A 21,560-nucleotide genomic window follows, 5' to 3' on the forward strand; every position below is an offset into this window, starting at 1 on the left:
TTTAATTTTAATGATTTACTTCTACTAAAATTTAATAATAAATATTTAATCCTATTTAATATTTGAAAATTGATTAAATAAGTGGATTATTATCAAATATTATTAAGATTAGTCCTTAAATTTTTATATATCTTTTTTTAATCTTTTGATCTTAATCTGACTCCACATCTACCAGTGAATTTACATGTTCAATTGAATTTTTAACTGCATCTGGTTTTATTTCAACCCTAAAAGCTCCCCTGTTACAAATTTCAGCACATCTACCGCACCCCTTGCATTTTTCAGAGTCTCTTATGGCCTTATCATTTTTTAAAGTAATTGCTTCTACAAAACATATTGAAGAGGAGCACTGTCCGCAGCCATTGCAAAGTTCTTCCTGGAACTTAATTTTCATGCCTATCATAGGTGCTATACTTTTAGCAATATTATCTGGAAGTTCAGGAGCCATCTTCCACAAACAACAGCAAGAACAGCAATTACAAATGGATAAAAGATCCTCTTTAGGCCCAGTATTTAACCAAACACTGTCTATTTTATTTCTGCCAATAATATGGACCAGTCCTGCCTTTTGACATTTTTCCACGTGATTTATAGCTTGTTTAGTGGAAACCCTTTTCCCTAATTTGGGAGAAATCTTTGAAGCTCCCCGTCCTAAAAATAAACAACCCAGTTCATGGGGATAATTTTCACATCCATTGGATACACGGCAAATGCATTTATCCATAATAACATGGTAGCGGGATTTTAGTATTATTTCCTTTAATACATGACTGGGTAGTATGGTTTCTTCTTGGGGGATGAGAATATCCTGATTGATTTCCACCGAGGTGTAGTTTTTATTAATGGTATTATCCCGGGGGATTACCAGAATATCGTCTCCCTGGAAAAATAAAATGTCAGCTGCCCTGGCCAGAGGAGGTATTTTTTTGCAGAGCCTTGATAGTTTAAAGCGAGATTTAAAGGTTAGTTTAATAATAAAAACACTGATATCGGAAAAATTAAAGGGCATTAACATTCTCCTTTTAGATAGCTTTTTAAAGAATTTAAATTTTAGCACTGATTTTTATTAATTTATTGCATTTAAACTAATTTTCATTGTGATTTTCAGTTCTATCCTATTTTGAACTCCTGAAGGGTTTCATCTTTATATGGTTTTTTAATGAAGTGTCTTTTAGCATGTTCAACAATAAGGGCGTGATATTCCTGAAAAAGAGGTACATCTTCAGGTAAATTTAATTCAAATAGTTCTTTGACTTGTTTATATTTTGCTTTTTCATTAATAAAATCCAGATAATTAAATATGCGCCGGGTATATGCGTCCACCACGAATTCAGGTTTATGGTAAGCATATAATAAAATGGAATCAGCAGTTTCCTCCCCCACCCCCTTTATAGCTAAGATTTCTTTTCTTTGTGGAGTGCTTCCTTCTAGTTTTATAAAAAAATCAGTTATATTTATGATATAATTTGCCTTCTGATTATAAAATCCAGCACATCTTATAGTCTCTTTCAAATCATTGATGTTTAATTGAAGTATTTTTTCAGGATCCAAACCTGTTTTATAATTTAATCTTAATAAAGCCTGTTCAGCTAATTTCCAGTTAGTATTCTGAACCAGTATGGCTCCTAACATAATCTCGTAAATCTGTTTATTATTTTCCGGAAGATCATAATTACCGGGATGATATCCCTGTATAGAACCGGTTTTGGTGGGTGGGGAACCGGCATAATTTATCAATGGCCACCATCCCTGGGGTCCATATAAAGAAAGTAGTCTCTCATAGATGTCCATCAAAATAGAAGAATTGGCAATTTTAAAAGCTTTCATAAGTCATCACTGTCTTAAATTCAAGTATTCTGGTTATTTTTAATCCAGCGTGCATATAAATTGGATAAGGTATTGGCACTGATGCCATGAGCAAATACGCTAATTAAAACTGTGCATAATACCGTAACCAGCATGGTATTTTCTCCAGGAAAAGCAGGTTGTTCCTCCAGAGCAATTAATATCAATACAATGGATGCCAGACCCCTGGGGCCAAACCAACCCATGAAGAATTTGCTACGCCAGTTAGTCCCAATACCAGTAAGTGAAAGTGCCACTGGAACTATTCTAATCAGGGTTAAACTTAAAATAGCATAAATTATCACATTTAAGGTGATATAGGGATAATATTGAATTAGCAGTATTCCCAGTAAAAAGAACATGGCCATTACCAGAATGTTACCTTCGGTGGCAGTTAAATCAGTATAATAATTGGCCATGTCTTTAAGCAGGTAGCCCGCAGATAAACCTCCGACAAATGCAGCAATAAAACCACTCCCCCCTATTTGATCTGTTAATAACCAGGAAGCTACTGCCAGGGTTAAAAGACCAATTTTTAGATATTTGCTGGTAATCCAATTTTTTTGCCGGGATTTTAATAACAGCCATCCTCCCCAAAGGCCAAATATTAAACCTACAATCACCGAAAAAAGTATCTGTTGCAGGGCCGTTATTACAAAAAATGTTACTGGTTGGAATGTTTCCTCAGCCACCGACCAGGCAATGAATAAAACCAGAAAGGGAACTGCCAACCCATCATTTAGACCACTCTCAATTTCAAGAGCTTTTTTTAATTTAGAAGGTAGTTTTTTATTATCAAAAACACTCTCTCCCAGAGCTGCATCAGTAGGAACTAAAACCACTCCCAGTATGGCTGCTTCCCATATACTAAGTTCTGTAAAAAGAAATATGGCTAAAAAAACCCCTGCAAATATACTAAGGGGCATCCCTACTCCCAGTAGCCTTAAAGTCAATTCATGTTCTTTTATAGTATAAGAAAGTCCTATTCGAGAGGCATCAGAAAATAAAACCAGCACCAGGGCCAGTTCAGCCACAATAAGTATGTAAGGGAATGAATCCTGAAAATCAAATCTGGTAAAAAATAATAATCCTGCTATTAAGCCGGTAAACACTAAAAACATCTGGGAAGTAATAGAATTATTTTCCAGTTTTCTAGAAAATAGAGCAAAGATAAAAATTACCATTAAGAAAAATATAATCTCCAGCATGGGAATCAGACTTTATAATTTTAATAATAATGATGGATATATAAGAATTAAGGATTATTTGAATTTATAATCAAATAAAGTTAATTGATTTACCTTAAACTAATTAAAATGGACTATAAGATTAAGTGGGGAGTAATTAAAAATGGCAGGAAACACTACAGGTAAAATGTTCGCCGTAACCACCTTTGGATCCAGCCACGGTCGAGCTTTAGGTGCTGTGGTTGATGGATGTCCAGCTGGACTGGAATTAAGTAAAGAAGATATACAATTAGAATTAGATAAAAGAAGGCCAGGTAGCAGTCATTTAACCACTCCGAGGGCAGAAAAGGATCAATTAGAAATTTTATCAGGAGTATTTAAAGGCCGGACCGATGGAACTCCTATTGCTGCTGTGGTATATAATAAGGATGCTGATTCATCTGCCTATGAAAATCTAAAAAACAAGCCCCGTCCCGGGCATGGTGATTACTGCTGGATAAGTCGCTATGGCCATTATGACTACCGGGGAGGAGGAAGGGGTAGCGGCCGTAATACTATCGGTCATGTTATAGGGGGAAGTATAGCCAAAAAACTGCTGGATAAATTGAGTATTAAGGTGGTGGCCCATGTAACACAGGTAGGGAATGTTAAAGGGCGTACCGTTAATTTAAATTTAATTGAGGAATATTCTGAAAAGAACCCAATTAGATGTGCTGATCCCCAGGCAGCCCTTAAAATGGAAAAGGCTATACTGGATGCTAAATCAAAAGGAGATTCCCTGGGAGGGGTGGTAGAAATCATTGCCCAGGGAGTTCCTGCCGGTTTAGGGGAGCCGGTTTTTGAAAAACTGGATGGTGATTTATCCCGGGCATTAATGAATATCGGATCAGTCAAAGGTGTGGAAATAGGATTCGGATTTAAAGTAGCGGAATATACTGCTTCTGCCATTAATGATGAATTTTACATGGAAGGGGATGAAGTTAAAACCACCACCAATACTTCCGGAGGTATCCTGGGAGGTATGTCCAGTGGAATGCCTATTATTATGCGCATGGCAGTTAAACCCACTCCTTCCATATCCATGGTGCAGAAAACAGTAAATCTGGATAAAAAAGAAGAAACTGAAATTGAAATTAAAGGAAGGCATGATCCCTGCATCTGCCCCCGTATGGTTCCTGTAGCTGAATCTGCAGTGGCCATGGTTTTAACTGATCATTTAATAAGAAGTGGATATATACATCCTACCCGTTTAAAAACAATTTAATAATTATATTCTTTTTTCAAATGCTAAAAAAACCCATAAACTCTACTTTCTCTTATAAAAATAAAATTAGGAAAAGTAATTATATTCTGCTGAAATAGTATCAATAAAAATATATTTATAGAAAATATTATAAAAGGGAGGAAAAATGTATCTGGAAGATTTAAAAAGAGAATTTAAAGCAACATTGCGCTCCCTTTCACCGGCAATAATCTTGATTTTAATTTTTCAGGTGTTCTTAATTAAGATGCCCTGGATGGAATTTTTGCAGGTGGGTATGGGACTTTTATCAACCATTTTAGGATTTACTCTTTTTGTACAGGGAGCTAAAAGAGGCTTACTTCCTTTAGGAGAAAATATGGGGTCTTCTTTTATAGAAAAAGAGCATTTATTATGATAATGTTGTTTGGTTTTTTATTAGGCCTGACTCTCACCCTGGCTGAACCAGATGTAAGGCTGGTAGCCTTTCAAATAACCCAGATAACCCTTTTGAATATAAGTCAAAATGAATTAATCTATGCCACTGCTCTGGGTCTGGGTTTTTTTACCACCCTGGCTATCCTAAGGAGCATGGTAGATTTTCCCATAATATACATTCTGATTCCAGGTTACGGTGCAGCTATAGTACTCTCCCTATTAACCGCTGATGAATTCATAGCCAAAGCATATGATCTGGGGGCTGTAACCACCGGACCCATGACAGTGCCCTTCCTTATTGCTATAGGTGTAGGTATTGCTTCAGTATTAGGTGGAAGGGACAGGTTAGAATCTGGTTTTGGAATTATGGCCATTGGTTCAATTGGCCCGATAGTGGCTATATTACTCTGGAGTTTAATTAGAGGAGGGATTTAATGGATTCCATGAGTGCTCTGGAAATTTTTAAAGAAGTGGTAGAGGCCATTTTGCCTGTTTTGATATTGTTTTTTATTTTCCAGGTTTTAATTTTAAGGAAAATCCCCCAAAATATAATGGAACTACTATCCGGAGTCTTTATGACCATAATTGGGTTTTTCTTTTTCTTCTGGGGAGCAAAGCTCAGTTTGATACCCATGGGTAACCTGATTGGAAGTTATCTATCCGGGGTCAATTATTTCTGGGTAATTATATTTGCTTTTATCGTGGGAATATTTGCCATTTTGGCCGAACCAGCAGTTAATGTATTTGTTTACGAAGTAGAGAAAGTTTCATCAGGATATCTTAAAAGAAATCTGATGATAATAAGTATTGCTCTGGGTGTAGGTTTTGCCCTGTTTTTTTCAGCCTTAAGGATTTATCTGGAGATTCCTCTGGCCTTGATTCTCATCCCCGGCTATGTGCTGATATTGTGCCTGGTTATTTTTACACCTAAAGACTTCATCCCTATTGCCTTTGATTCAGGTGCAGTGGCCACTGGACCCATGGTAGTTACCTTTGCCCTACCAATTATGACCAGTATTGCCATTGGATTGAAGGGAGATGACGCCGGACTACTGGGTCTGGGTACAGTGGGTCTGGTGGCCATGTTTCCCATAATATTCATTCTGGTTTTAGGAATTATCTTAAAAAAGAGGGAAAAAGATGAATAAAACTATTTTAAAGGAGAAAAAACTATGAGTACCTGTTCTGGATTTAAACTAATATATACTATTGTGGAAGCCGGACGTGGAAGTTACATCATGAATATTGCCCGTAAAGCAGGAGCAGAAGGAGGTACCATCTATTTTGGTCGTGGTACCAGCATTCATGAACATGGAAAATTTTTAGGAATGCCCATTGAGCCGGAAAAAGAAGTGGTGATGATACTGATTAAAGATGAACTGGTTAATATGGTATTTGAAGCCGTGGTGGAAGAGGGTGAACTGGAAACACCAGGAAAGGGAATAGCATTTATACTGGATGTTTCTCGAGTGGCAGGAATCTGTCATCTCCTGGAGGAATAACTGATTTTAATTAATACACATGGGGGGAAGTTTAATTGCCCGAATCAGCAGATAGAAATGTAGAAAATTTCTTTAAAAATATATTTAAAGATAAGAAAGAGAAAAAAACAGATTTTGTAGTGGCCATTGTGGTGAATATAATCATCTGGTATATTGCCAACAATATACTAAACTGGAATATTTCATTCATTACCCCTGAATTTAGTCAGGTGCTGGGTATTCTGAATGTTTTAATCCTGAGTACCATTGGGGCCAATATAATATTTCTGGCCTACTATCGTGGCTGGCTACATAATCTTTTAAAAATAATATTGAATGTTTTAGGATTGCTGGTGGCCAGTGCTTTTTATCAGGTGTTCCCCTTCTCATTTAGTCAGGAAATATATACCTGGGGAGTTTTACTGGCATTAATCCTGGCCATGGTAGTATATATCCTGATGATTTTTATAGAGATTATAAAATTCATTTTAAACCAGGTATTTAAAAGGGATTATCAATGCGTTTAAATATACTAATTTGAATCATTTATAACTTCTTTAACCCTTCCCACCTGTCCATCTTCCAGCCGAACCTTAATGCCATGAGGGTGGAATGCAGAACGTGTTAATAAATCTTTAACAACACCTCTGGTAGTTTTACCAGATCTTTGATCTTTTTTAAGTACGATGTCCACCAGAGAGCCTTTTTTTATGTCTTTTCTATAATTTCCTTTCATTTTTTTACCCTTATTAAAAATATGTAAGAAGCATGGTTATTTAAGAGTCCATGTTAATAAAATAATTTCTAATCTACAAAAGTATAATATTTATTAAAAAATTGATTGAAAAGTTAGTTAGATAGCCTAATAACTAAGCAACAGATTAATATACTCCATCTATAATTATAGAGGTATAAAATTAAATCAGGAAAAAAAATGAAATTTGGTAAATTTATTTTAGCTCTATTATTTTTAATGGTTCTATTTTCTTACCTGTACACTGAGACCTACTGGGTGGAAACTAAAGAGGTGGTTATTGAATCCCCGGACATTCCACCTGAATTTGATGGTAAAAGAATAGTATTTATAACAGATATCCATGCTGGCCCCTATTTCCCTCCAGAAAGAGTAGATGGAGTAGTAAAAAAAGTGAATAGTCTGGAACCAGATCTCATTTTGCTGGGAGGAGATTATATTGACCGGGACTATGAATATGTTCCTCCTGTTTTTGAGTCTATGGAAAAGTTAAGTGCTCCCATGGGGGTTTATGGAGTCTTAGGTAATAATGATCCTCAGTATTTGACTCTAAAAACATTTGAAGAATCAACCTTAAATTATATTGGTAATACAGGTGAATGGATCCAGATAAATGATTCGCGTATCAGGGTGGCAGGAGTAGGTGACTTTAATAATGGACAGCAATTAATAGACCGGGCCCTGGGTGATGCTACTGCAGAAGACTTTGTTATTTTATTAAGCCATAATCCTGACTATTTTCCAGAGCTGGATCACTCCATGGTGGATCTGGTTCTTGCCGGGCATACCCACGGAGGGCAGGTCACCTTTTTTGGTTTATGGGCACCTGTTATGCGCACCATATATGGACAAAAATATATTACCGGATTAATTGAAGAAAATGGCAGCACCATGATAGTCAGTAATGGTTTAGGTACTGTAATATTACCTGTAAGATTTTTTGCAAAACCACAGATACATGTGATAGAATTGAAGTCCGTCAATTAAAAAAAAAGCCTCGAGCGGGAATTGAACCCGCGACCTCGGGATTACGAATCCCGCGCTATACCGGCTAAGCTATCGAGGCAAGAATTTATCAATAATAGTCCAGTGACTGCTGATTACTCATAATTTCTTCTAAATTAAGTTTCATTCCATCCCGGGCTGCTAAAACCGGGATGCCTGTTTGTTTTTTAATTCTTAGGGCTTCCCCTTCAGGATCATTTAAAATCATCTTCATTCCCAGGTGAGTCATAATACCCAAACGAGGGGATACTTCCTCTATTAAAGAGGCAAAATCATCACTGCACATATGCCCGGGTATATGTTCATTATCTGGTCTTATAACACTTGCTATTAATATATCTGCTCCCTGATGAGATTTTGATAATTTATCAAAGTACTCTGTATCAGAAGTATATGATATGGTTATATCTTCATGCTGGAATTGAAATCCCAGAGTTGTAGGATCACCATGGATGGTTGGAGTTGCTTTAATATTAATTTTATCAAGTTTAGTTACATTGTAGGGTTCCATGGTTATTACTTTAGATTTTCCAAGATGATAGCTAGAGATACAGGGACCCCAGTGTTTATATCCCTGTATAACACTTTTACTTCCAATAACCACGCCCCGGTTACGGGTCATGCCTTTGGTTAAAGCTTCAATCATGACCTCCCCATCACCATAATGATCGGTGTGGGAGTGAGATATTAGAATCCCATCTAATTTTAAAGGATTCAAACCAAATTGATAGCTTCTAACCAGTGCACCAGGACCAGGATCCACATGTAAGTTTTTCCCAGAAATTCCATCGATTCTAAATCCGCCTGTCATTCTCTTCTGAGTAATGGTGGCGAAACCGTCCACCACCACTTCCTAAAAAAGTTAGGTCCATATTATCACCTGATTTTTTATAAATAAATTATGGATTTAAATCATATTAATTAATCGGATTTACATAATATTATATCACAACGCAGAGGGGATTGGTTACGCTTCAAGCACAGCCTTTCATTATCAATCACCACCAGGTCCCCTTCTATAATATCCCCCTCTCCATTGAAGAACATCATAACCTTATCCCCTGGACTGGCCAGCTGTTTCCAGTTGACATCAAATGCCTGAACATCCTTTCCTAATACTATTTCCAATCTATCTTCATCTACATTAACCACCCGTCCAACTTCTCCTTGAGTAAGTATCCGGGAAGCCATGTTAATTGCTTCTGCTTTTTCCAGAAGGTCTTTTTTTAGTTTCTGCCTCCATTTCTGCAGTAGTTTTACATCCCGTACCACGGTTTCACGGAGTATTTTTTGTGACTCTTTCTTATCTAAAGCCGGCGTTTTTATGAATAAATCACAGGAACTGCCTACCGAGGGTGTTTTTTCAGAAACTTCATGGAGTACTTTTTGGAAAATAGTTTCAATTTCCTTTAAAGTAGTTTTGGATTTCCAGTATTTTTTAAGAATCTTAGATGCTGTTTTTTTGGTGAATTTATTGCCAAATACAATTATGGAACTTTCTCCCTTATCCATTTTAGTGATATTAGAACCAGTTAATTCGATTATCTGAAAACCATTGGTAGTGGCATATATTCGTCGCCTTTTGGTTTCAAAGGAACTTTTTGAACTTACTTCCCCCACCACCACTTTTCCCAGACTGCGTAATTTTACCGCGTCATCAGTAATTTTAAGGGTTATTTCCAGTTCACTGGCTCTTTTTTTTAATTGAGATTCATTTTCAATTTTGCCAGAATATAATTCCTCTTCTAATATTTCACGATTGGATTTATCTCCAAAAAAAGCTATCCTGCGTTTATCTCCAGCCATTACACAGCCCTGGGCACCAATATAAGTTATTATAAGACTCATAGCTACACCTTTTATATCATTAAATGTATTTTATAAGGGAATAAATATGTTCATTACAGTATTCATTTTATACTATAAATCCACCCATTATATCTCTACTAACCCCTTTTATAAACACATTCTTTGATTTTATTATTTTTTAAATAAAAATTTATGCAATTAATTTTAAGTTGATCTTTTTTGAAAACTAATTAAGAACCCTTTTAATGAATAACCGATTTATTAAGGTTTAAATTAGAAAATGCAACCTGATTCAGTTTGTCTTACTAAAGAAAAATTTACTTTATATTAACTCCATAATTAATATCAATTTAAATAAATTCTGCTTAAAGGGATTGTCTAATCCCTGGAAGTGAATATTTATTAAATGAGGAATTTTAATGGTCTCCCGGGAAAAGGAAAAAAAATTTGAAAACCATCTGATTAATGAAAAAAGTCCCTATTTACTCCAGCATGCCCATAATCCTGTAGACTGGCATCCCTGGACCGAAGATACGTTTTCGAAAGCTAAAAATGAAAATAAACCTGTTTTTTTATCTATTGGTTATTCCACCTGCCACTGGTGTCATGTAATGGCCCATGAATCCTTCGAAGATCCAGAAATAGGCGAATTACTAAACCGGGTATTTGTACCGGTGAAAGTAGATCGTGAAGAAAGACCAGATATTGATAGTACCTACATGAATGTTTGTCAGATGATGACGGGTAGTGGAGGATGGCCTTTAACTATTATAATGACCCCGGATAAGAAGCCATTTTTTTCAGGAACTTATTTTCCTAAAGAAAGTCGTTACGGTAATTTAGGGCTAAAAGACATTATTTTAAAAGTGGAAGATTTATGGAAAAATAAGCCCCAGGAAGCACTAATATCTGCAGATAAGATAGTGAATTTGCTTGAAAAGATATCGGTGGTTGAAAATAAAGAAGATTTAAATAATGACCTTTTAGATAACGCATATACTGCCTTAAAAGAATCTTTTGATAACGTCCATGGAGGTTTCGGGATGATACAAAAGTTCCCCACCCCCCATAATCTTTACTTTTTAATGAGATACTGGAAGAGAAACTCCAGTGACACATCCTGGAAGATGGTGAAAAAAACTCTGGACCGGATGCAGCAGGGAGGTATTTATGACCAGGTGGGATTTGGTTTCCACCGTTATGCAGTAGATCCAGAATGGCTGGTACCTCACTTTGAGAAAATGCTTTATGATCAGGCTTTAATTTCCATGGCCTACCTGGAATCTTTTCAAATTAGTGGGGAGGAGAAATATGCTAAAACTGCAAAGGAAATATTTGAATATGTTTTAAGAGATTTAAAATCTCCAGAGGGTGGTTTTTACTCCGCTGAAGACGCAGATAGTGAAGGAGTTGAGGGTAAATTTTATATGTGGAGTAAAGAAGAAATTGATGTTATTTTAGGGGATAGTTCGGAGCTTATATGTGATATTTTTCAGGTGCAAAAAGAAGGAAACTTTAAAGAAGAATCCACCGGGAAAAAAACAGGGAAAAATATTTTATTTTTGAAAAAATCTTTAGAAGAGATTTCTAAAGAAAAACAAATTAGCCTCAAAAAACTGGAATCCATAATAGAAGAGTCACGCAGTAAATTATTCCAGGTTAGGGAAAAAAGAATACACCCCCATAAAGACGATAAAATACTCACCGACTGGAATGGTCTTATGATAGCGGCCCTTTCCCGGGGAGCACAGGTATTTAAGGAAGAAAGATACCTGAAAGCTGCTGAAAAAGCAGTGGATTTTATTTTTAAGAACCTTTATTCTAATAAAAGATTACTGCATCGCTATCGAGAAGGTGAAGGAGCTATAAATGGATACCTTGATGACTACGCCTTCCTTATATGGGGACTTCTAGAACTGTATCAGGCCAGTTTCAAAGTTAAATATCTTTCTAAAGCCTTTGAATTAAATCAGTCATTGCTGGATCAATTTTTAGATAAAAGTGAAGGTGGTTTTTATTTTACACCTGCAGATGGAGAAACAGTCCTATTACGAAAAAAAGAAAGTTATGATAGTGCCATACCCTCTGGAAACTCAGTTCAAGTACTTAACCTGTTAAAAATGAGTCTTTTAAGTGAAGATGCCCGGTTGAAGGAAACCGCCCATAAATGTCTGAATTATTTTTCATCTAAAATAAAAAGATCTCCCCTGGGGCATACCCACTTTTTAAATGCCCTGGATTTTGAATGGGGGCCTTACTGGAAATTGGTAATTGCCTGTCCTCCAGGTAAGAAGAACTCTAAAAAAGTAAGCCAGTTACTGAGTACTTATTTTTTGCCTAACCTTGTTATGGTTTTAAAAGAAGATGGTTTAGAAGAAAAATGGCCTTTTGAAGTTCAAGACTCTTTTTCGGCAAAAAAGTCCATTGAAAATCAATGTACTGCTTATCTATGTTCAGATAAAGATTGTAAAAATCCAACTACTCACATGGATAAATTATTAAGTTTTATAGATTTGAAAAAGGTATCCTGATTATTGGCGATGAAAATCCAAGAAAAAAATAAGGAGATTTAAATGAAATCTGAAAAAAATGAACCTGAAAAACCTCCTGAAAAGCATCATACTCCCCACCCGAATGAAAAGGACCATACTCATCATTCTATAAAAGAAAAAAAGCATAAAGAGTCCCACCATAACCATAGCGTTAATCATGTTTCCTCACAAGAACCTGTATCACCACACAGCTCTCATCACGGACATATGATGGAGGATTATAAGAAAAGATTCGTGGTATCGGTGATACTGACATTTCCTGTATTTTTATTATCCCCCATGATCCAAGAAGCAATAGGTATAGGGGATTTTATTAGTTTTCCTGGCGATGAATATGTTTTTTTCATTTTAGCCTCTTTAGTATTTGTTTACGGTGGTTATCCTTTTATCAAAGGTTTTATTAAAGAATCAAAAAACAAAAGACCAGGGATGATGACCCTGATTGCCGTGGCAATAATTGTCTCCTATACTTACAGTACCGCGGTTATTTTTGGACTTCAGGGGATGGATCTGTTTCCAGAACTGGTAATATTAATAGATATCATGCTTCTGGGTCACTGGATTGAGATGAGATCTATCCAGGGTGCATCAAAAGCTCTTGAAAAATTAGCGAAACTATTGCCCAAAAAAGCCCACCTCATTACAGAAGAGGGAAAAATAAAGAACGTTCCTCTAGAATCTCTCCAGATTAATGATAAAATAGTGGTTAAACCTGGTGAAAAAATCCCGGCTGATGGAAAAATTATAGCCGGTAAAAGTTTCGTAAATGAGGCTTTACTTACTGGAGAATCCACTCCTTTAGATAAAACAGTTGGTGATGAAGTTATTGGTGGATCCATAAATGGTGAAGGTTCTATTGACATTCAAATAGAAAAAACTGGTAAAGATTCTTTTTTGTCTCAGGTTATTGATCTGGTTAATCAGGCCCAGGAAAGAAAATCGCATACTCAAGATTTAACTGATCGGGCGGGTTTATGGCTTACCATTATTGCCTTAGGATCAGGAGCCATTACTATAATGGTCTGGTTTGGTATTTTCAATATGAACCTGGCCTTTTCTTTAGAAAGAACGGTGACCGTAATGGTAACTGCCTGTCCGCATGCCCTGGGATTAGCCATACCTCTGGTAATAGCTGTTTCTACATCAATATCTGCCAAAAATGGATTTTTGATTAAAAATAGAAGTAATTTTGAAGATTCAAAGGATATTGATGCGGTCATATTTGATAAAACTGGTACTCTAACCAGGGGAGAACTGGGAGTAAGTGATATTTATTCACTTAACAGCGAATATGATGAAGGAGACCTTTTAAAGTATGCTGCTTCTCTAGAATCTAAATCAGAACATCCCATAGCCCAGGGTATTGTATCAGCTGTGGAAGAGACTTTTAAGGTAGAAGAATTTGAATCCCATCCCGGAAAAGGAATTTCAGGGATAGTGGATTCAAAAAAAATAGAAGTAGTTAGTCCTGGCTTTATTAAAGAAAGAGGAATAGATCCAGAAGATGAAAAAGTCTTAAATCTTTTTTCTCAGGGAAAAACTGTGGTTTTCATATTGATTGATGAAGAACTGGCAGGTTGCATTGCCCTGGCAGATGTTATTAGAGAAGAATCCCCAGAGACCATAAAGCAACTTCAAAATAAAGGAATAAAATGTATAATGCTTACTGGTGATACCGAAGGTGTGGCTCGATGGGTTAGTGATGAATTAAAATTAGATGAATACTTCTTCCAGGTTCTTCCTAAAGAAAAAGCAGAAAAGGTAAAAGAAATTCAAGATAGGGGATTTAAAGTGGCTATGACTGGAGATGGGGTTAACGATGCCCCTGCACTGGCCCAGGCAGATGTGGGAATAGCCATTGGAGCAGGTACAGATGTGGCCATGGAAACGGCAGATATTATTCTGGTAAGGAGTAATCCCCTGGATGTGGTGGCCCTATTAGAACTTTCCTCTGCCACCTATCGTAAGATGTGGGAAAATCTCTTGTGGGCCAGTGGCTACAATGCCTTTGCCATACCCCTGGCAGCAGGAGTGCTTTATTATCAGGGTATAATCCTTAGCCCGGCCATGGGCGCCATTTTAATGTCTCTGAGTACGGTTATTGTTGCCTTAAATGCCCAGTTATTCAAATTCAATCCCCCGCAGTTACGAAAAGGAAATAAGAAATAATGGTATTTATTAAAAATAAAAATTTTAATATTTTTTAGTAAAAAAATAATGAAAATTAAAACTTTAATAAATAAAAAAGGTCATATTAATTATTATATATTAAAAAAGGTTATTATTTATTTTCTTATTAGGATATTAGTTCCATAAAACCATAAATTAAATATATTAATATGGTCCATAGAATTAGTATTGTTAAAATATTTGTAGGTGTTAATATGGAAAAAACTCTGGAAAATTTAACCAAAGCCTTTATTGGAGAAAGCCAAGCTAGAAACAGGTATACTTTTTATTCTAAAATTGCTAAAAAAGAAGGATTTCCTCAAATTTCGGAGCTATTTCTTAAGACTGCAGATAATGAAAGAGAACATGCCAAATGGTTGTTACGTTTAATTAACGAGCTTAAAAAAGAATCAGGAAAACCTATAGATTCTATTATTGTGGAAGCAGAAGCACCAACCACTTTAGGCACTACTACTGATAACCTTAAAGCTGCCATTGAAGGGGAACATTATGAAAATACCGAGATGTATCCCGAATTTGCAGAAGTTGCAGAAGAAGAAGGATATAAAGAAATTGCAAAACGTTTAAGAGCCATTTCTAAAGCAGAAGAACACCACGAAGATAGATATATAAAATTACTGGAAATAGTGGAATCAGGTACTGCTTTTGAAAAAACAGAAGAAGTAACCTGGATATGTCAAAAATGTGCTTATACTCACCAGGGAACAACTCCCCCAGAAGAATGTCCTTCCTGTGATCATCCTACCAAATACTTTGAAATTCTTTGTGAAGAATATTAATTAAAAAAAGTTAGAAGGATAGCAAATGACCAAAATAAATGAAATATATCGTTGTAATGTATGCGGCAATATAGTAGAAATGGTCCATGCAGGTGTGGGTGAACTAATATGCTGTGGGCAGCCTATGGAACTATTAATTGAAAGGCAAACTGATGTGGGTCCTGAAAAACACATACCTATCATTGAAAATACCAAAAAAGGGATTAAAGTTAAGGTAGGAGAAGTGCCACACCCTATGGAAGAAAATCATTATATTGAGTGGGTAGAATTAATTATAGATGGTAAAACCTACCGTGAATTCTTAGAACCTGGAGATGATCCGGAAGTAGAATTCAATTTGAATATTTCGGAAGATTCAGACCTGAAAGTCAGAGAATACTGTAATATTCATGGATTGTGGCATTCTTAAAAAAAATAAATTAATGAAAATCCCCAATATATTTTTTTATTTTTTTAATACTATCTGCACAACTAAAAAAATATAATAACCTCTTTTTTTATTGTTTTTTAATTTTTTATTAAATTTTTATTATTAGTTTTGAGAGTGTCAGCTCACCATTTATATATCTTAATAGAAATTAATAGTGTATATATGGTAAATAGAAAATGTTCAGATTGTTGGGAGAAAATAAAAAAAGTAAATTTTTACTTCTAATAAATAGTCATTAGAAACTAGAACATAACTTAAGTGGGAAAATGAAAAGCAAATTAACTGTCTTTATAACTCTTATATTGATTACTTTCATTTTTGGTTGCATACAATCAGATGTAAGTAGTATTGAGGAGTTAATACCCCAGATTAATGACCATTTAAAAAAGGGTGATGAGCATTATAATCAGGCAGCCCAGGATTTGAATAACTTCAATATAGATAATGCTATAGCCAATTCAAATCAAGCCACCAATGAATTTAATATGGCCCGATCTTCAGCTTCAGAAGCACTGATTTATGCCCAGAATTCAGAGGACAATGTATTCATCCAGTACATAGAACTGGCAGTTTTGGAAATTGACGCCAAATTAAATGCGACTTCTGAACTTAGAAGTGCCGCCCAGTCTTTCCAGAGTGGTAGAAATCAAACTGGAAACACTAATTTGAAAATGGCCAATGGTTTGATGCAGGATGCATTGAAGTATCAAAAAGAAAGGGAAGCCCTGGTAAGTCAAAACCCTGCAAAATTTAAGGCCTAATAAAAAAATCAGCTTTTTTATAATTTTTACAGAAATATGAATAATAGATTAATTAATTTCACCATTAAAGAGGGAAAAAATGAATAAAGCTTGTATAAGTTGCAAAGGAAAAGGTTATAAAATTATAGATCATAAAACATGTGATGCATGTGATGGTACTGGATTAAAGGACACTATGGATGTAAAAGGTCATTTTAAAGGAGTTAATACTCAAGCCCGGCAAAAATTTGATTTAGATCAGGACCAGGATGTTCCCTGTGATAAATGTAAAGGTAAGGGGGAAATTGAAATCAAAGAAAGTTGCCCATCCTGTGACGGAAAAGGAGAAATAAATGTCTGCCGTGAATGTGGTAAGGTGCTTAAGGATAGATCAGATTATTGTTCCCAGTGCCAGAAAAAAGAGATAATCTATGTTCTGCACCCCGCCTGTGAGATGAGTGATCTGGAGGTAGGATCCACTTACAAGGGCCGAATAACCCGGGTAGAAAAATACGGAGTTTTTGTAAGTTTAAATAATCAGGTCTGGGGTTTAATGCGTACGGGAATGCCCGGACATAAGGTGGGGGATAATATTTTCGTGAAAGTGGCTGAATTGAAACCACAAAGAGGGGAAGTAGATTTAGGACCTGCCACCTTTAAAGGAGAATATGAACTGGTGAACTTAAAAAAGAACCTGGCCCGAACTAAAATTGATGATATTACCAGTAAAACCATGGGCAAAACAGTGCGTATTGTGGGTGAAGTTATTCAAATCCAGCAAACTTCTGGACCCACCATCTTCACCATCTCCGATGAAACCGGAACCACATGGTGTGCGGCCTTTGATGAACCCGGAGTAAGGGTTTACCCCCATATAAATGTGGAAGACATAGTGGAAGTGATGGGTGAAGTGAATATGCACAGTGGTAAGATTCAAATTGAATCAGAGTCCATTGATTTACTTGAAGGTGAAGAAGCATTAAAAGCCCGTGAACTAATTGACCAGGCCATTGATGAGAGAGCTGAACCAGAAAAAACCAATTTTTTAATTGAGAGTGATACTTTAAACAGGTTGAAGCCTACTATGAGGAATGCTGCTAAAGCCATCCGCAGAGCTGTTCTGGATGGGCGATCTATCCTGGTAAGACACCATGCTGATGCGGATGGTATCTGCGCAGGAGTAGCTATGGAAAAAGCTGTGATTCCCCTTTTAAAAGAAATTAACGCTGATAGTGATGCCGAATGGCATTATTTCAAAAGAGCCCCCAGTAAAGCTCCTTTCTATGAATTAGAAGATGTGGTAAAGGATTTATCATATGCCTTAGAAGACCTGGAACGTCATGGCCAAAAATTGCCCCTGATAGTTCTACTGGATAATGGATCCACCGAGGAAGACATCCTGGCATTGATGAAAGCCAAAATTTATGACATTGAAATCGTGGTTATTGATCACCACTTCCCGGGAGAAGTTAAAGAGGGGAAAGTAGAGGTGGATGAATACGTGGATGTCCATGTGAATCCATATCTGGTAGGTGGAGATTCACAGATTACCGCCGGAGCATTATCTGTGGAAGTAGCCTGTATGGTGAACCCTGAAGTTCGGGATAAAATCCAGCATTTGCCTGGAATTGCGGCAGTGGGAGATCATGCCCATTCTAAAGAAGCAGAGCAGTACATTAAGCTGGCAGAAGAAAAGGGATATGATCTTGAAAATCTAGATCGGATAGCATCCTGTATTGATTTTGAGGCCTATTTCCTCCGTTTTATGCATGGAAGGGGCATCATGGACACCATACTGGATTTAGAAAATCAGGAGAAGCATCCGGCCCTGATAAATGCACTGCACAATGAGTACCAGAAAAGAGTTAAAAATCAATTAAAAGCCGCTCTACCAAATCTTAAGTCTCAGGATCTTCCTAATGGAGTACTATTCAATGTGCTTGATGTTGAAAAATACTCCCATCGATTTACCTTCCCTGCCCCAGGTAAGACCTGTGGTTTTGTCCATGACCATATGGTACAGCAAAATGCAGAAGGTAAACCCATAATAACCCTGGCTTATGGTCCTGATTTTGGAGTTATACGTGCCACAGACGAAGTAAATGAGATATATGGATTTAATCTTAATGAAATAGTCTGGAAACTGGCAGATAAAATTCCGGAAGCAGGTATAGATGGTGGAGGCCATGAATGTGCCGGCTCACTCAAATTCCTGGAAGGACTCTCCACTGAAGTTTTAAGTGCATTTGCACAGGAAGTGTCCATTTTAGGGTCTGATGAAGAATAAAAACTTATTATTCCTTTTTTAAAGATAAACCCGGCTCTCATCTTTTTTTATTTAAAAATAATTAACTAATTTTTAGCAATTTATCCCCTGCATCAAATTAATTAAAAATAGGTAATTTATTCTTTTTTATCCAGAATATCCTGATAATAAGCACAGTATTCACTAATAGGGCAAACCTCATGTTTAGGACTTATGGGTCGACAAATATCCTGACCAAACTGCACCAAAAGATCATTTAGTTCAATCCAGTATTTTTCAGGAAATATTTCTTCCAGCTTTTTTTCTGTTTCATCTGGATTTTTAGTATCCACCCACCCTATACGATTGGATATACGATGAACATGGGTATCTACCGGGATGGCGGGTTTATGAAAAGCAAAAACCAGAACACAATTGGCTGTTTTGCGCCCCACCCCTGGTAACTTAAGCAGTTCTTCCATTTTATCTGGAACCACTCCCTGATATTCATCTAAAAGTATTTGAGATACTTCTTTAATTCTTCGGGATTTAACCCGATAGAATCCGGCAGGCTTGATGAGTTTTTCCAGATTATCCAGCCGAGCATGGGCAATATCCTCCATAGAGGGAAATCTGGAAAAAAGCTGAGCACTGGCATTATCTGTATTTTCATCTCGGGTTCTCTGGGAGAGAATAGTTCTAATCAAGACCCGATAAGGATCTCCTTCTTCAAAAATCCTTAATTTATAGAGTTCTTTTAATCGATTTAAAATTAAATCTATCCTTTCGGGTATTTTATAACCTCCATTACCCTAATCCTGATAAAAATAGTATGTTGATGTTTAAACCATCAACTTGAATTGATATTAAATTTATATCATGTCCAGCAGCCGTTCCAGGCCTTCCTGTAATCCTTGTCCCTGCAGGGCAATGGTAGGAATTATAGTTATATCAGAATCTAAATCCAGATTAGCCGAACCTGTATCCTGTTTATTGGCAAAGATCACATAAGGTACATTTTCTGAATCCAGCTGATGGATAATTTCCCTTTCCATACTACTTACACCCCTGGAAATATCCACCACCACTATTGCCGCATCTATACCATTGTAGAGTATCTCTCTCATGAAACGAAATCTTTCCTGACCAGGAGATGCAAAAAGATGTATTTTTTCTCCATTAACCCGAGTATTGCCATAGTCCATAGAAATGGTGGTGCCCCTGTATTCCACTTTAACTTTTTTCTGGCATAAATTATCCAGAGTAGTGGTTTTTCCCGAATTATAATCCCCAAAGATTACAATTTTAGTTTCTTTCTTTTTTCCGTTCATACTCCCATCCTCAGGGTTTTTGAGAAATAAAATCAATAAAATTTTTTTACATGATAACCAGAATTCTAATTTTAATCTGGTTAATTTAATATGATGAAGTTCGGGGATTATATAATTTTTGCTTTAGCTCTGCTTAATTTATTAAACCTTTAAGTGGGTTTAGTTTCTAGTTACCACTGTGGCTGTAAAATTAGCCCTCTAATTTCATGCTGGTCCCTAAACGGGACATGGTTTGGGGAAAATCAGGAAAGGAAACATCGTATACCCCGGCATTTTCAATTGTTATTCCTACTTTAAGCCCCACTAAACTCAAAGCCATGACCAGGCGATGGTCCCCATGAGATTTAACCACTCCCGGATGAACTCCACCTTTAATAACCATTCCATCCTTTTTCTCCTGGACTTCCACTCCCAATCGAGATAGTTCTTGTGTACAGGTACTTATGCGATCTGTTTCCTTTAAGCGGGCATGTTCAACCCCACTAATAGTGGTTCTTCCTCTGGCCACAGCTCCCAGTGCAGCCACAGTAGGTAAAAGATCCGGGGCGTGGTTAAGATTCACATCAATGCCCTGGAGTTCACCACTGCCTTCCACCTTTACTTCATCATTTCTAACCTTGATAGATGCTCCCATTTCCTGGGCTATATCCAGTATCAATTTATCGCCCTGTTTAGACTCTTTAAACAAGTTTTGAATGGTTAAATCGCCTTCTAAAATAGACGCAGCAGCTATAAGATAAGAAGCAGAAGAATAGTCTCCTTCTATGGTATAATCTGTGCCCTGGTAGGTCTGAGGATCCACCTGGAAGTAGTTATCATTTTCATCGTATTCCACTTTAACCCCGAATTTATTCATTACATCTCGAGTCATATCCACATAGGGCCGGGATATGAAATCTCCTTCTACTTTAAGTGAGATTCCCTCTTGGGATAGGGCTCCGGCGATTAGTAGTGATGAAATAAATTGAGAGCTAACATTTCCCCTGATGGACGTTGAACCACCGTTAAAACCTCCTCCCACTACAATAGGAGGTTTTCCATTACTTCTGGTAGAATAAGCATCCACTCCCAAGCCTTGCAGGGCATCTAAAAGATCCTGCATGGGTCTGTTTCTCAAAGAATCATCCCCGGTGAAAACCGTGTAATTCGGTGCCAAAGCAGCAACAGAGGTCATCATACGCAGGGTGGTACCTGAATTTTTAACATCCAGGACATCAGAAGGGGTTTTTAATTTTCCAGAACTACCCTCCACCAGCCAGTGTTTACCATGTTCCCTTATAGAACACCCCATTAAACGGCAGGATTCCAGAGATGCCACAGTATCCTCTGATTTTAAAGGATATTTTAAAATAGAATTTCCTGTTGCTAATGCAGATATGATTATGGCACGATGAGTATAACTCTTGGAAGGTGGTGCCTTAATTTTTCCGGCTATATTTTGAGATTTTCCAACTATAAGTTTCATGAAATCACCTGAATCAAATTTTTTTATGATTATAAAGTAAATTACGGGGCAAGAAGGAGTTTTAGTATC

At 36.7% G+C, this 21,560-nt stretch carries 20 protein-coding genes, 1 tRNA gene and 1 pseudogene; 12 read left to right on the forward strand and 10 right to left on the reverse strand.

The window, feature by feature from the left end; all coding sequences use genetic code 11:
* Positions 1–151: 151 nt before the first annotated feature.
* The 3 genes from HYG87_RS03035 to HYG87_RS03045 form a co-directional block, all read right to left on the reverse strand.
* A complete protein-coding gene (locus HYG87_RS03035; RefSeq protein WP_249164881.1) occupies positions 152–1,009 on the reverse strand; it encodes a 4Fe-4S binding protein in 858 nt (285 codons plus the stop codon).
* A gap of 101 nt (positions 1,010–1,110) precedes the next feature.
* Positions 1,111–1,827, reverse strand: coding sequence for an endonuclease III domain-containing protein (locus HYG87_RS03040; RefSeq protein WP_394357449.1), 717 nt, complete (start codon positions 1,825–1,827; stop codon positions 1,111–1,113).
* 20 nt (positions 1,828–1,847) lie between these two features.
* The gene (locus HYG87_RS03045; protein ID WP_211533766.1) at positions 1,848–3,053 is read right to left on the reverse strand and encodes a cation:proton antiporter; all 1,206 of its coding nucleotides are present in this window, start codon (positions 3,051–3,053) and stop codon (positions 1,848–1,850) included.
* 142 nt (positions 3,054–3,195) lie between these two features.
* Between HYG87_RS03045 and aroC the strand changes: the two genes are divergently transcribed.
* From aroC to HYG87_RS03075, 5 genes and pseudogenes are all read left to right on the forward strand, one after another.
* Positions 3,196–4,296: a chorismate synthase gene (gene aroC / locus HYG87_RS03050; RefSeq protein WP_211533767.1), complete on the forward strand. Its 1,101-nt coding sequence runs from the start codon at positions 3,196–3,198 to the stop codon at positions 4,294–4,296.
* 253 nt (positions 4,297–4,549) lie between these two features.
* Positions 4,550–5,145: pseudogene (locus tag HYG87_RS03060) on the forward strand (DUF1538 domain-containing protein).
* The gene (locus HYG87_RS03065; RefSeq protein WP_211533770.1) at positions 5,145–5,858 is read left to right on the forward strand and encodes a DUF1538 domain-containing protein; all 714 of its coding nucleotides are present in this window, start codon (positions 5,145–5,147) and stop codon (positions 5,856–5,858) included. The pseudogene HYG87_RS03060 and the gene HYG87_RS03065 overlap by 1 nt, the downstream one beginning before the upstream one ends.
* Before the next feature lie 24 nt (positions 5,859–5,882).
* Positions 5,883–6,212 (forward strand): P-II family nitrogen regulator, encoded by a 330-nt coding sequence (locus HYG87_RS03070; RefSeq protein ID WP_211533771.1) that lies wholly within the window; start codon positions 5,883–5,885, stop codon positions 6,210–6,212.
* Between the two features lie 35 nt (positions 6,213–6,247).
* Positions 6,248–6,718, forward strand: a complete 471-nt coding sequence (locus HYG87_RS03075; RefSeq protein ID WP_211533772.1) for a hypothetical protein — start codon at positions 6,248–6,250, stop codon at positions 6,716–6,718.
* A 5-nt stretch (positions 6,719–6,723) separates the two neighbouring features.
* On the opposite strand, the gene HYG87_RS03080 is transcribed toward HYG87_RS03075, so the two are convergent.
* Positions 6,724–6,927, reverse strand: a complete 204-nt coding sequence (locus HYG87_RS03080; RefSeq protein ID WP_211533773.1) for a YwbE family protein — start codon at positions 6,925–6,927, stop codon at positions 6,724–6,726.
* 198 nt (positions 6,928–7,125) lie between these two features.
* Here HYG87_RS03080 and HYG87_RS03085 point away from each other — a divergent pair, with 198 nt between their 5' ends.
* Positions 7,126–7,932, forward strand: a complete 807-nt coding sequence (locus HYG87_RS03085) for a metallophosphoesterase (RefSeq protein WP_211533774.1) — start codon at positions 7,126–7,128, stop codon at positions 7,930–7,932.
* Between the two features lie 6 nt (positions 7,933–7,938).
* Here the strand turns inward: HYG87_RS03085 and HYG87_RS03090 are convergent.
* From HYG87_RS03090 to HYG87_RS03100, 3 genes are all read right to left on the reverse strand, one after another.
* Positions 7,939–8,011: transfer RNA gene (locus tag HYG87_RS03090), tRNA-Thr, on the reverse strand.
* Positions 8,012–8,020: 9 nt separating this feature from the next.
* Positions 8,021–8,797: an MBL fold metallo-hydrolase gene (locus tag HYG87_RS03095; RefSeq protein ID WP_211533775.1), complete on the reverse strand. Its 777-nt coding sequence runs from the start codon at positions 8,795–8,797 to the stop codon at positions 8,021–8,023.
* Positions 8,798–8,871: 74 nt separating this feature from the next.
* The gene (locus HYG87_RS03100) at positions 8,872–9,798 is read right to left on the reverse strand and encodes a DUF2121 family protein (RefSeq protein WP_211533776.1); all 927 of its coding nucleotides are present in this window, start codon (positions 9,796–9,798) and stop codon (positions 8,872–8,874) included.
* A gap of 380 nt (positions 9,799–10,178) precedes the next feature.
* Here HYG87_RS03100 and HYG87_RS03105 point away from each other — a divergent pair, with 380 nt between their 5' ends.
* From HYG87_RS03105 to HYG87_RS03130, 6 genes are all read left to right on the forward strand, one after another.
* A complete protein-coding gene (locus tag HYG87_RS03105; RefSeq protein WP_211533777.1) occupies positions 10,179–12,290 on the forward strand; it encodes a thioredoxin domain-containing protein in 2,112 nt (703 codons plus the stop codon).
* Between the two features lie 42 nt (positions 12,291–12,332).
* Complete coding sequence (locus HYG87_RS03110; protein WP_211533778.1) at positions 12,333–14,480, forward strand: heavy metal translocating P-type ATPase; 2,148 nt, start codon at positions 12,333–12,335, stop codon at positions 14,478–14,480.
* 215 nt (positions 14,481–14,695) lie between these two features.
* Positions 14,696–15,280, forward strand: a complete 585-nt coding sequence (gene rbr, locus HYG87_RS03115) for a rubrerythrin (protein WP_211533779.1) — start codon at positions 14,696–14,698, stop codon at positions 15,278–15,280.
* A gap of 25 nt (positions 15,281–15,305) precedes the next feature.
* Complete coding sequence (locus HYG87_RS03120; RefSeq protein WP_211533780.1) at positions 15,306–15,689, forward strand: desulfoferrodoxin; 384 nt, start codon at positions 15,306–15,308, stop codon at positions 15,687–15,689.
* A 287-nt stretch (positions 15,690–15,976) separates the two neighbouring features.
* Complete coding sequence (locus HYG87_RS03125) at positions 15,977–16,471, forward strand: hypothetical protein (protein ID WP_211533781.1); 495 nt, start codon at positions 15,977–15,979, stop codon at positions 16,469–16,471.
* A 79-nt stretch (positions 16,472–16,550) separates the two neighbouring features.
* A complete protein-coding gene (locus HYG87_RS03130; RefSeq protein WP_211533782.1) occupies positions 16,551–18,737 on the forward strand; it encodes a DHH family phosphoesterase in 2,187 nt (728 codons plus the stop codon).
* Between the two features lie 116 nt (positions 18,738–18,853).
* On the opposite strand, the gene HYG87_RS03135 is transcribed toward HYG87_RS03130, so the two are convergent.
* The 3 genes from HYG87_RS03135 to aroA all read right to left on the reverse strand — a co-directional run bounded on the left by HYG87_RS03135 (position 18,854) and on the right by aroA (position 21,491).
* Positions 18,854–19,489 (reverse strand): endonuclease III domain-containing protein, encoded by a 636-nt coding sequence (locus HYG87_RS03135; RefSeq protein ID WP_211534193.1) that lies wholly within the window; start codon positions 19,487–19,489, stop codon positions 18,854–18,856.
* A gap of 78 nt (positions 19,490–19,567) precedes the next feature.
* Complete coding sequence (locus tag HYG87_RS03140) at positions 19,568–20,026, reverse strand: GTP-binding protein (protein WP_211533783.1); 459 nt, start codon at positions 20,024–20,026, stop codon at positions 19,568–19,570.
* Positions 20,027–20,216: 190 nt separating this feature from the next.
* Entirely contained in the window at positions 20,217–21,491 is a 1,275-nt protein-coding gene (gene aroA, locus HYG87_RS03145) for a 3-phosphoshikimate 1-carboxyvinyltransferase (protein WP_211533784.1), read from the reverse strand.
* Positions 21,492–21,560: the final 69 nt, after the last annotated feature.

Origin of the sequence: Methanobacterium alkalithermotolerans (assembly GCF_018141185.1) — an archaeon.
Taxonomy (GTDB): Archaea; Methanobacteriota; Methanobacteria; order Methanobacteriales; family Methanobacteriaceae; genus Methanobacterium_F; species Methanobacterium_F alkalithermotolerans.

Coding starts and splice junctions, on each gene's coding strand:
- HYG87_RS03035 (WP_249164881.1), bottom strand. CDS start 1,009: ATGCCCTTTAATTTTTCCGATATCAGTGTTTTTATTATTAAACTAACC.
- HYG87_RS03040 (WP_394357449.1), bottom strand. CDS start 1,827: ATGAAAGCTTTTAAAATTGCCAATTCTTCTATTTTGATGGACATCTAT.
- HYG87_RS03045 (WP_211533766.1), bottom strand. CDS start 3,053: ATGCTGGAGATTATATTTTTCTTAATGGTAATTTTTATCTTTGCTCTA.
- aroC (WP_211533767.1), top strand. CDS start 3,196: ATGGCAGGAAACACTACAGGTAAAATGTTCGCCGTAACCACCTTTGGA.
- HYG87_RS03065 (WP_211533770.1), top strand. CDS start 5,145: ATGGATTCCATGAGTGCTCTGGAAATTTTTAAAGAAGTGGTAGAGGCC.
- HYG87_RS03070 (WP_211533771.1), top strand. CDS start 5,883: ATGAGTACCTGTTCTGGATTTAAACTAATATATACTATTGTGGAAGCC.
- HYG87_RS03080 (WP_211533773.1), bottom strand. CDS start 6,927: ATGAAAGGAAATTATAGAAAAGACATAAAAAAAGGCTCTCTGGTGGAC.
- HYG87_RS03085 (WP_211533774.1), top strand. CDS start 7,126: ATGAAATTTGGTAAATTTATTTTAGCTCTATTATTTTTAATGGTTCTA.
- HYG87_RS03100 (WP_211533776.1), bottom strand. CDS start 9,798: ATGAGTCTTATAATAACTTATATTGGTGCCCAGGGCTGTGTAATGGCT.
- HYG87_RS03105 (WP_211533777.1), top strand. CDS start 10,179: ATGGTCTCCCGGGAAAAGGAAAAAAAATTTGAAAACCATCTGATTAAT.
- HYG87_RS03110 (WP_211533778.1), top strand. CDS start 12,333: ATGAAATCTGAAAAAAATGAACCTGAAAAACCTCCTGAAAAGCATCAT.
- rbr (WP_211533779.1), top strand. CDS start 14,696: ATGGAAAAAACTCTGGAAAATTTAACCAAAGCCTTTATTGGAGAAAGC.
- HYG87_RS03120 (WP_211533780.1), top strand. CDS start 15,306: ATGACCAAAATAAATGAAATATATCGTTGTAATGTATGCGGCAATATA.
- HYG87_RS03125 (WP_211533781.1), top strand. CDS start 15,977: ATGAAAAGCAAATTAACTGTCTTTATAACTCTTATATTGATTACTTTC.
- HYG87_RS03130 (WP_211533782.1), top strand. CDS start 16,551: ATGAATAAAGCTTGTATAAGTTGCAAAGGAAAAGGTTATAAAATTATA.
- HYG87_RS03140 (WP_211533783.1), bottom strand. CDS start 20,026: ATGAACGGAAAAAAGAAAGAAACTAAAATTGTAATCTTTGGGGATTAT.
- aroA (WP_211533784.1), bottom strand. CDS start 21,491: ATGAAACTTATAGTTGGAAAATCTCAAAATATAGCCGGAAAAATTAAG.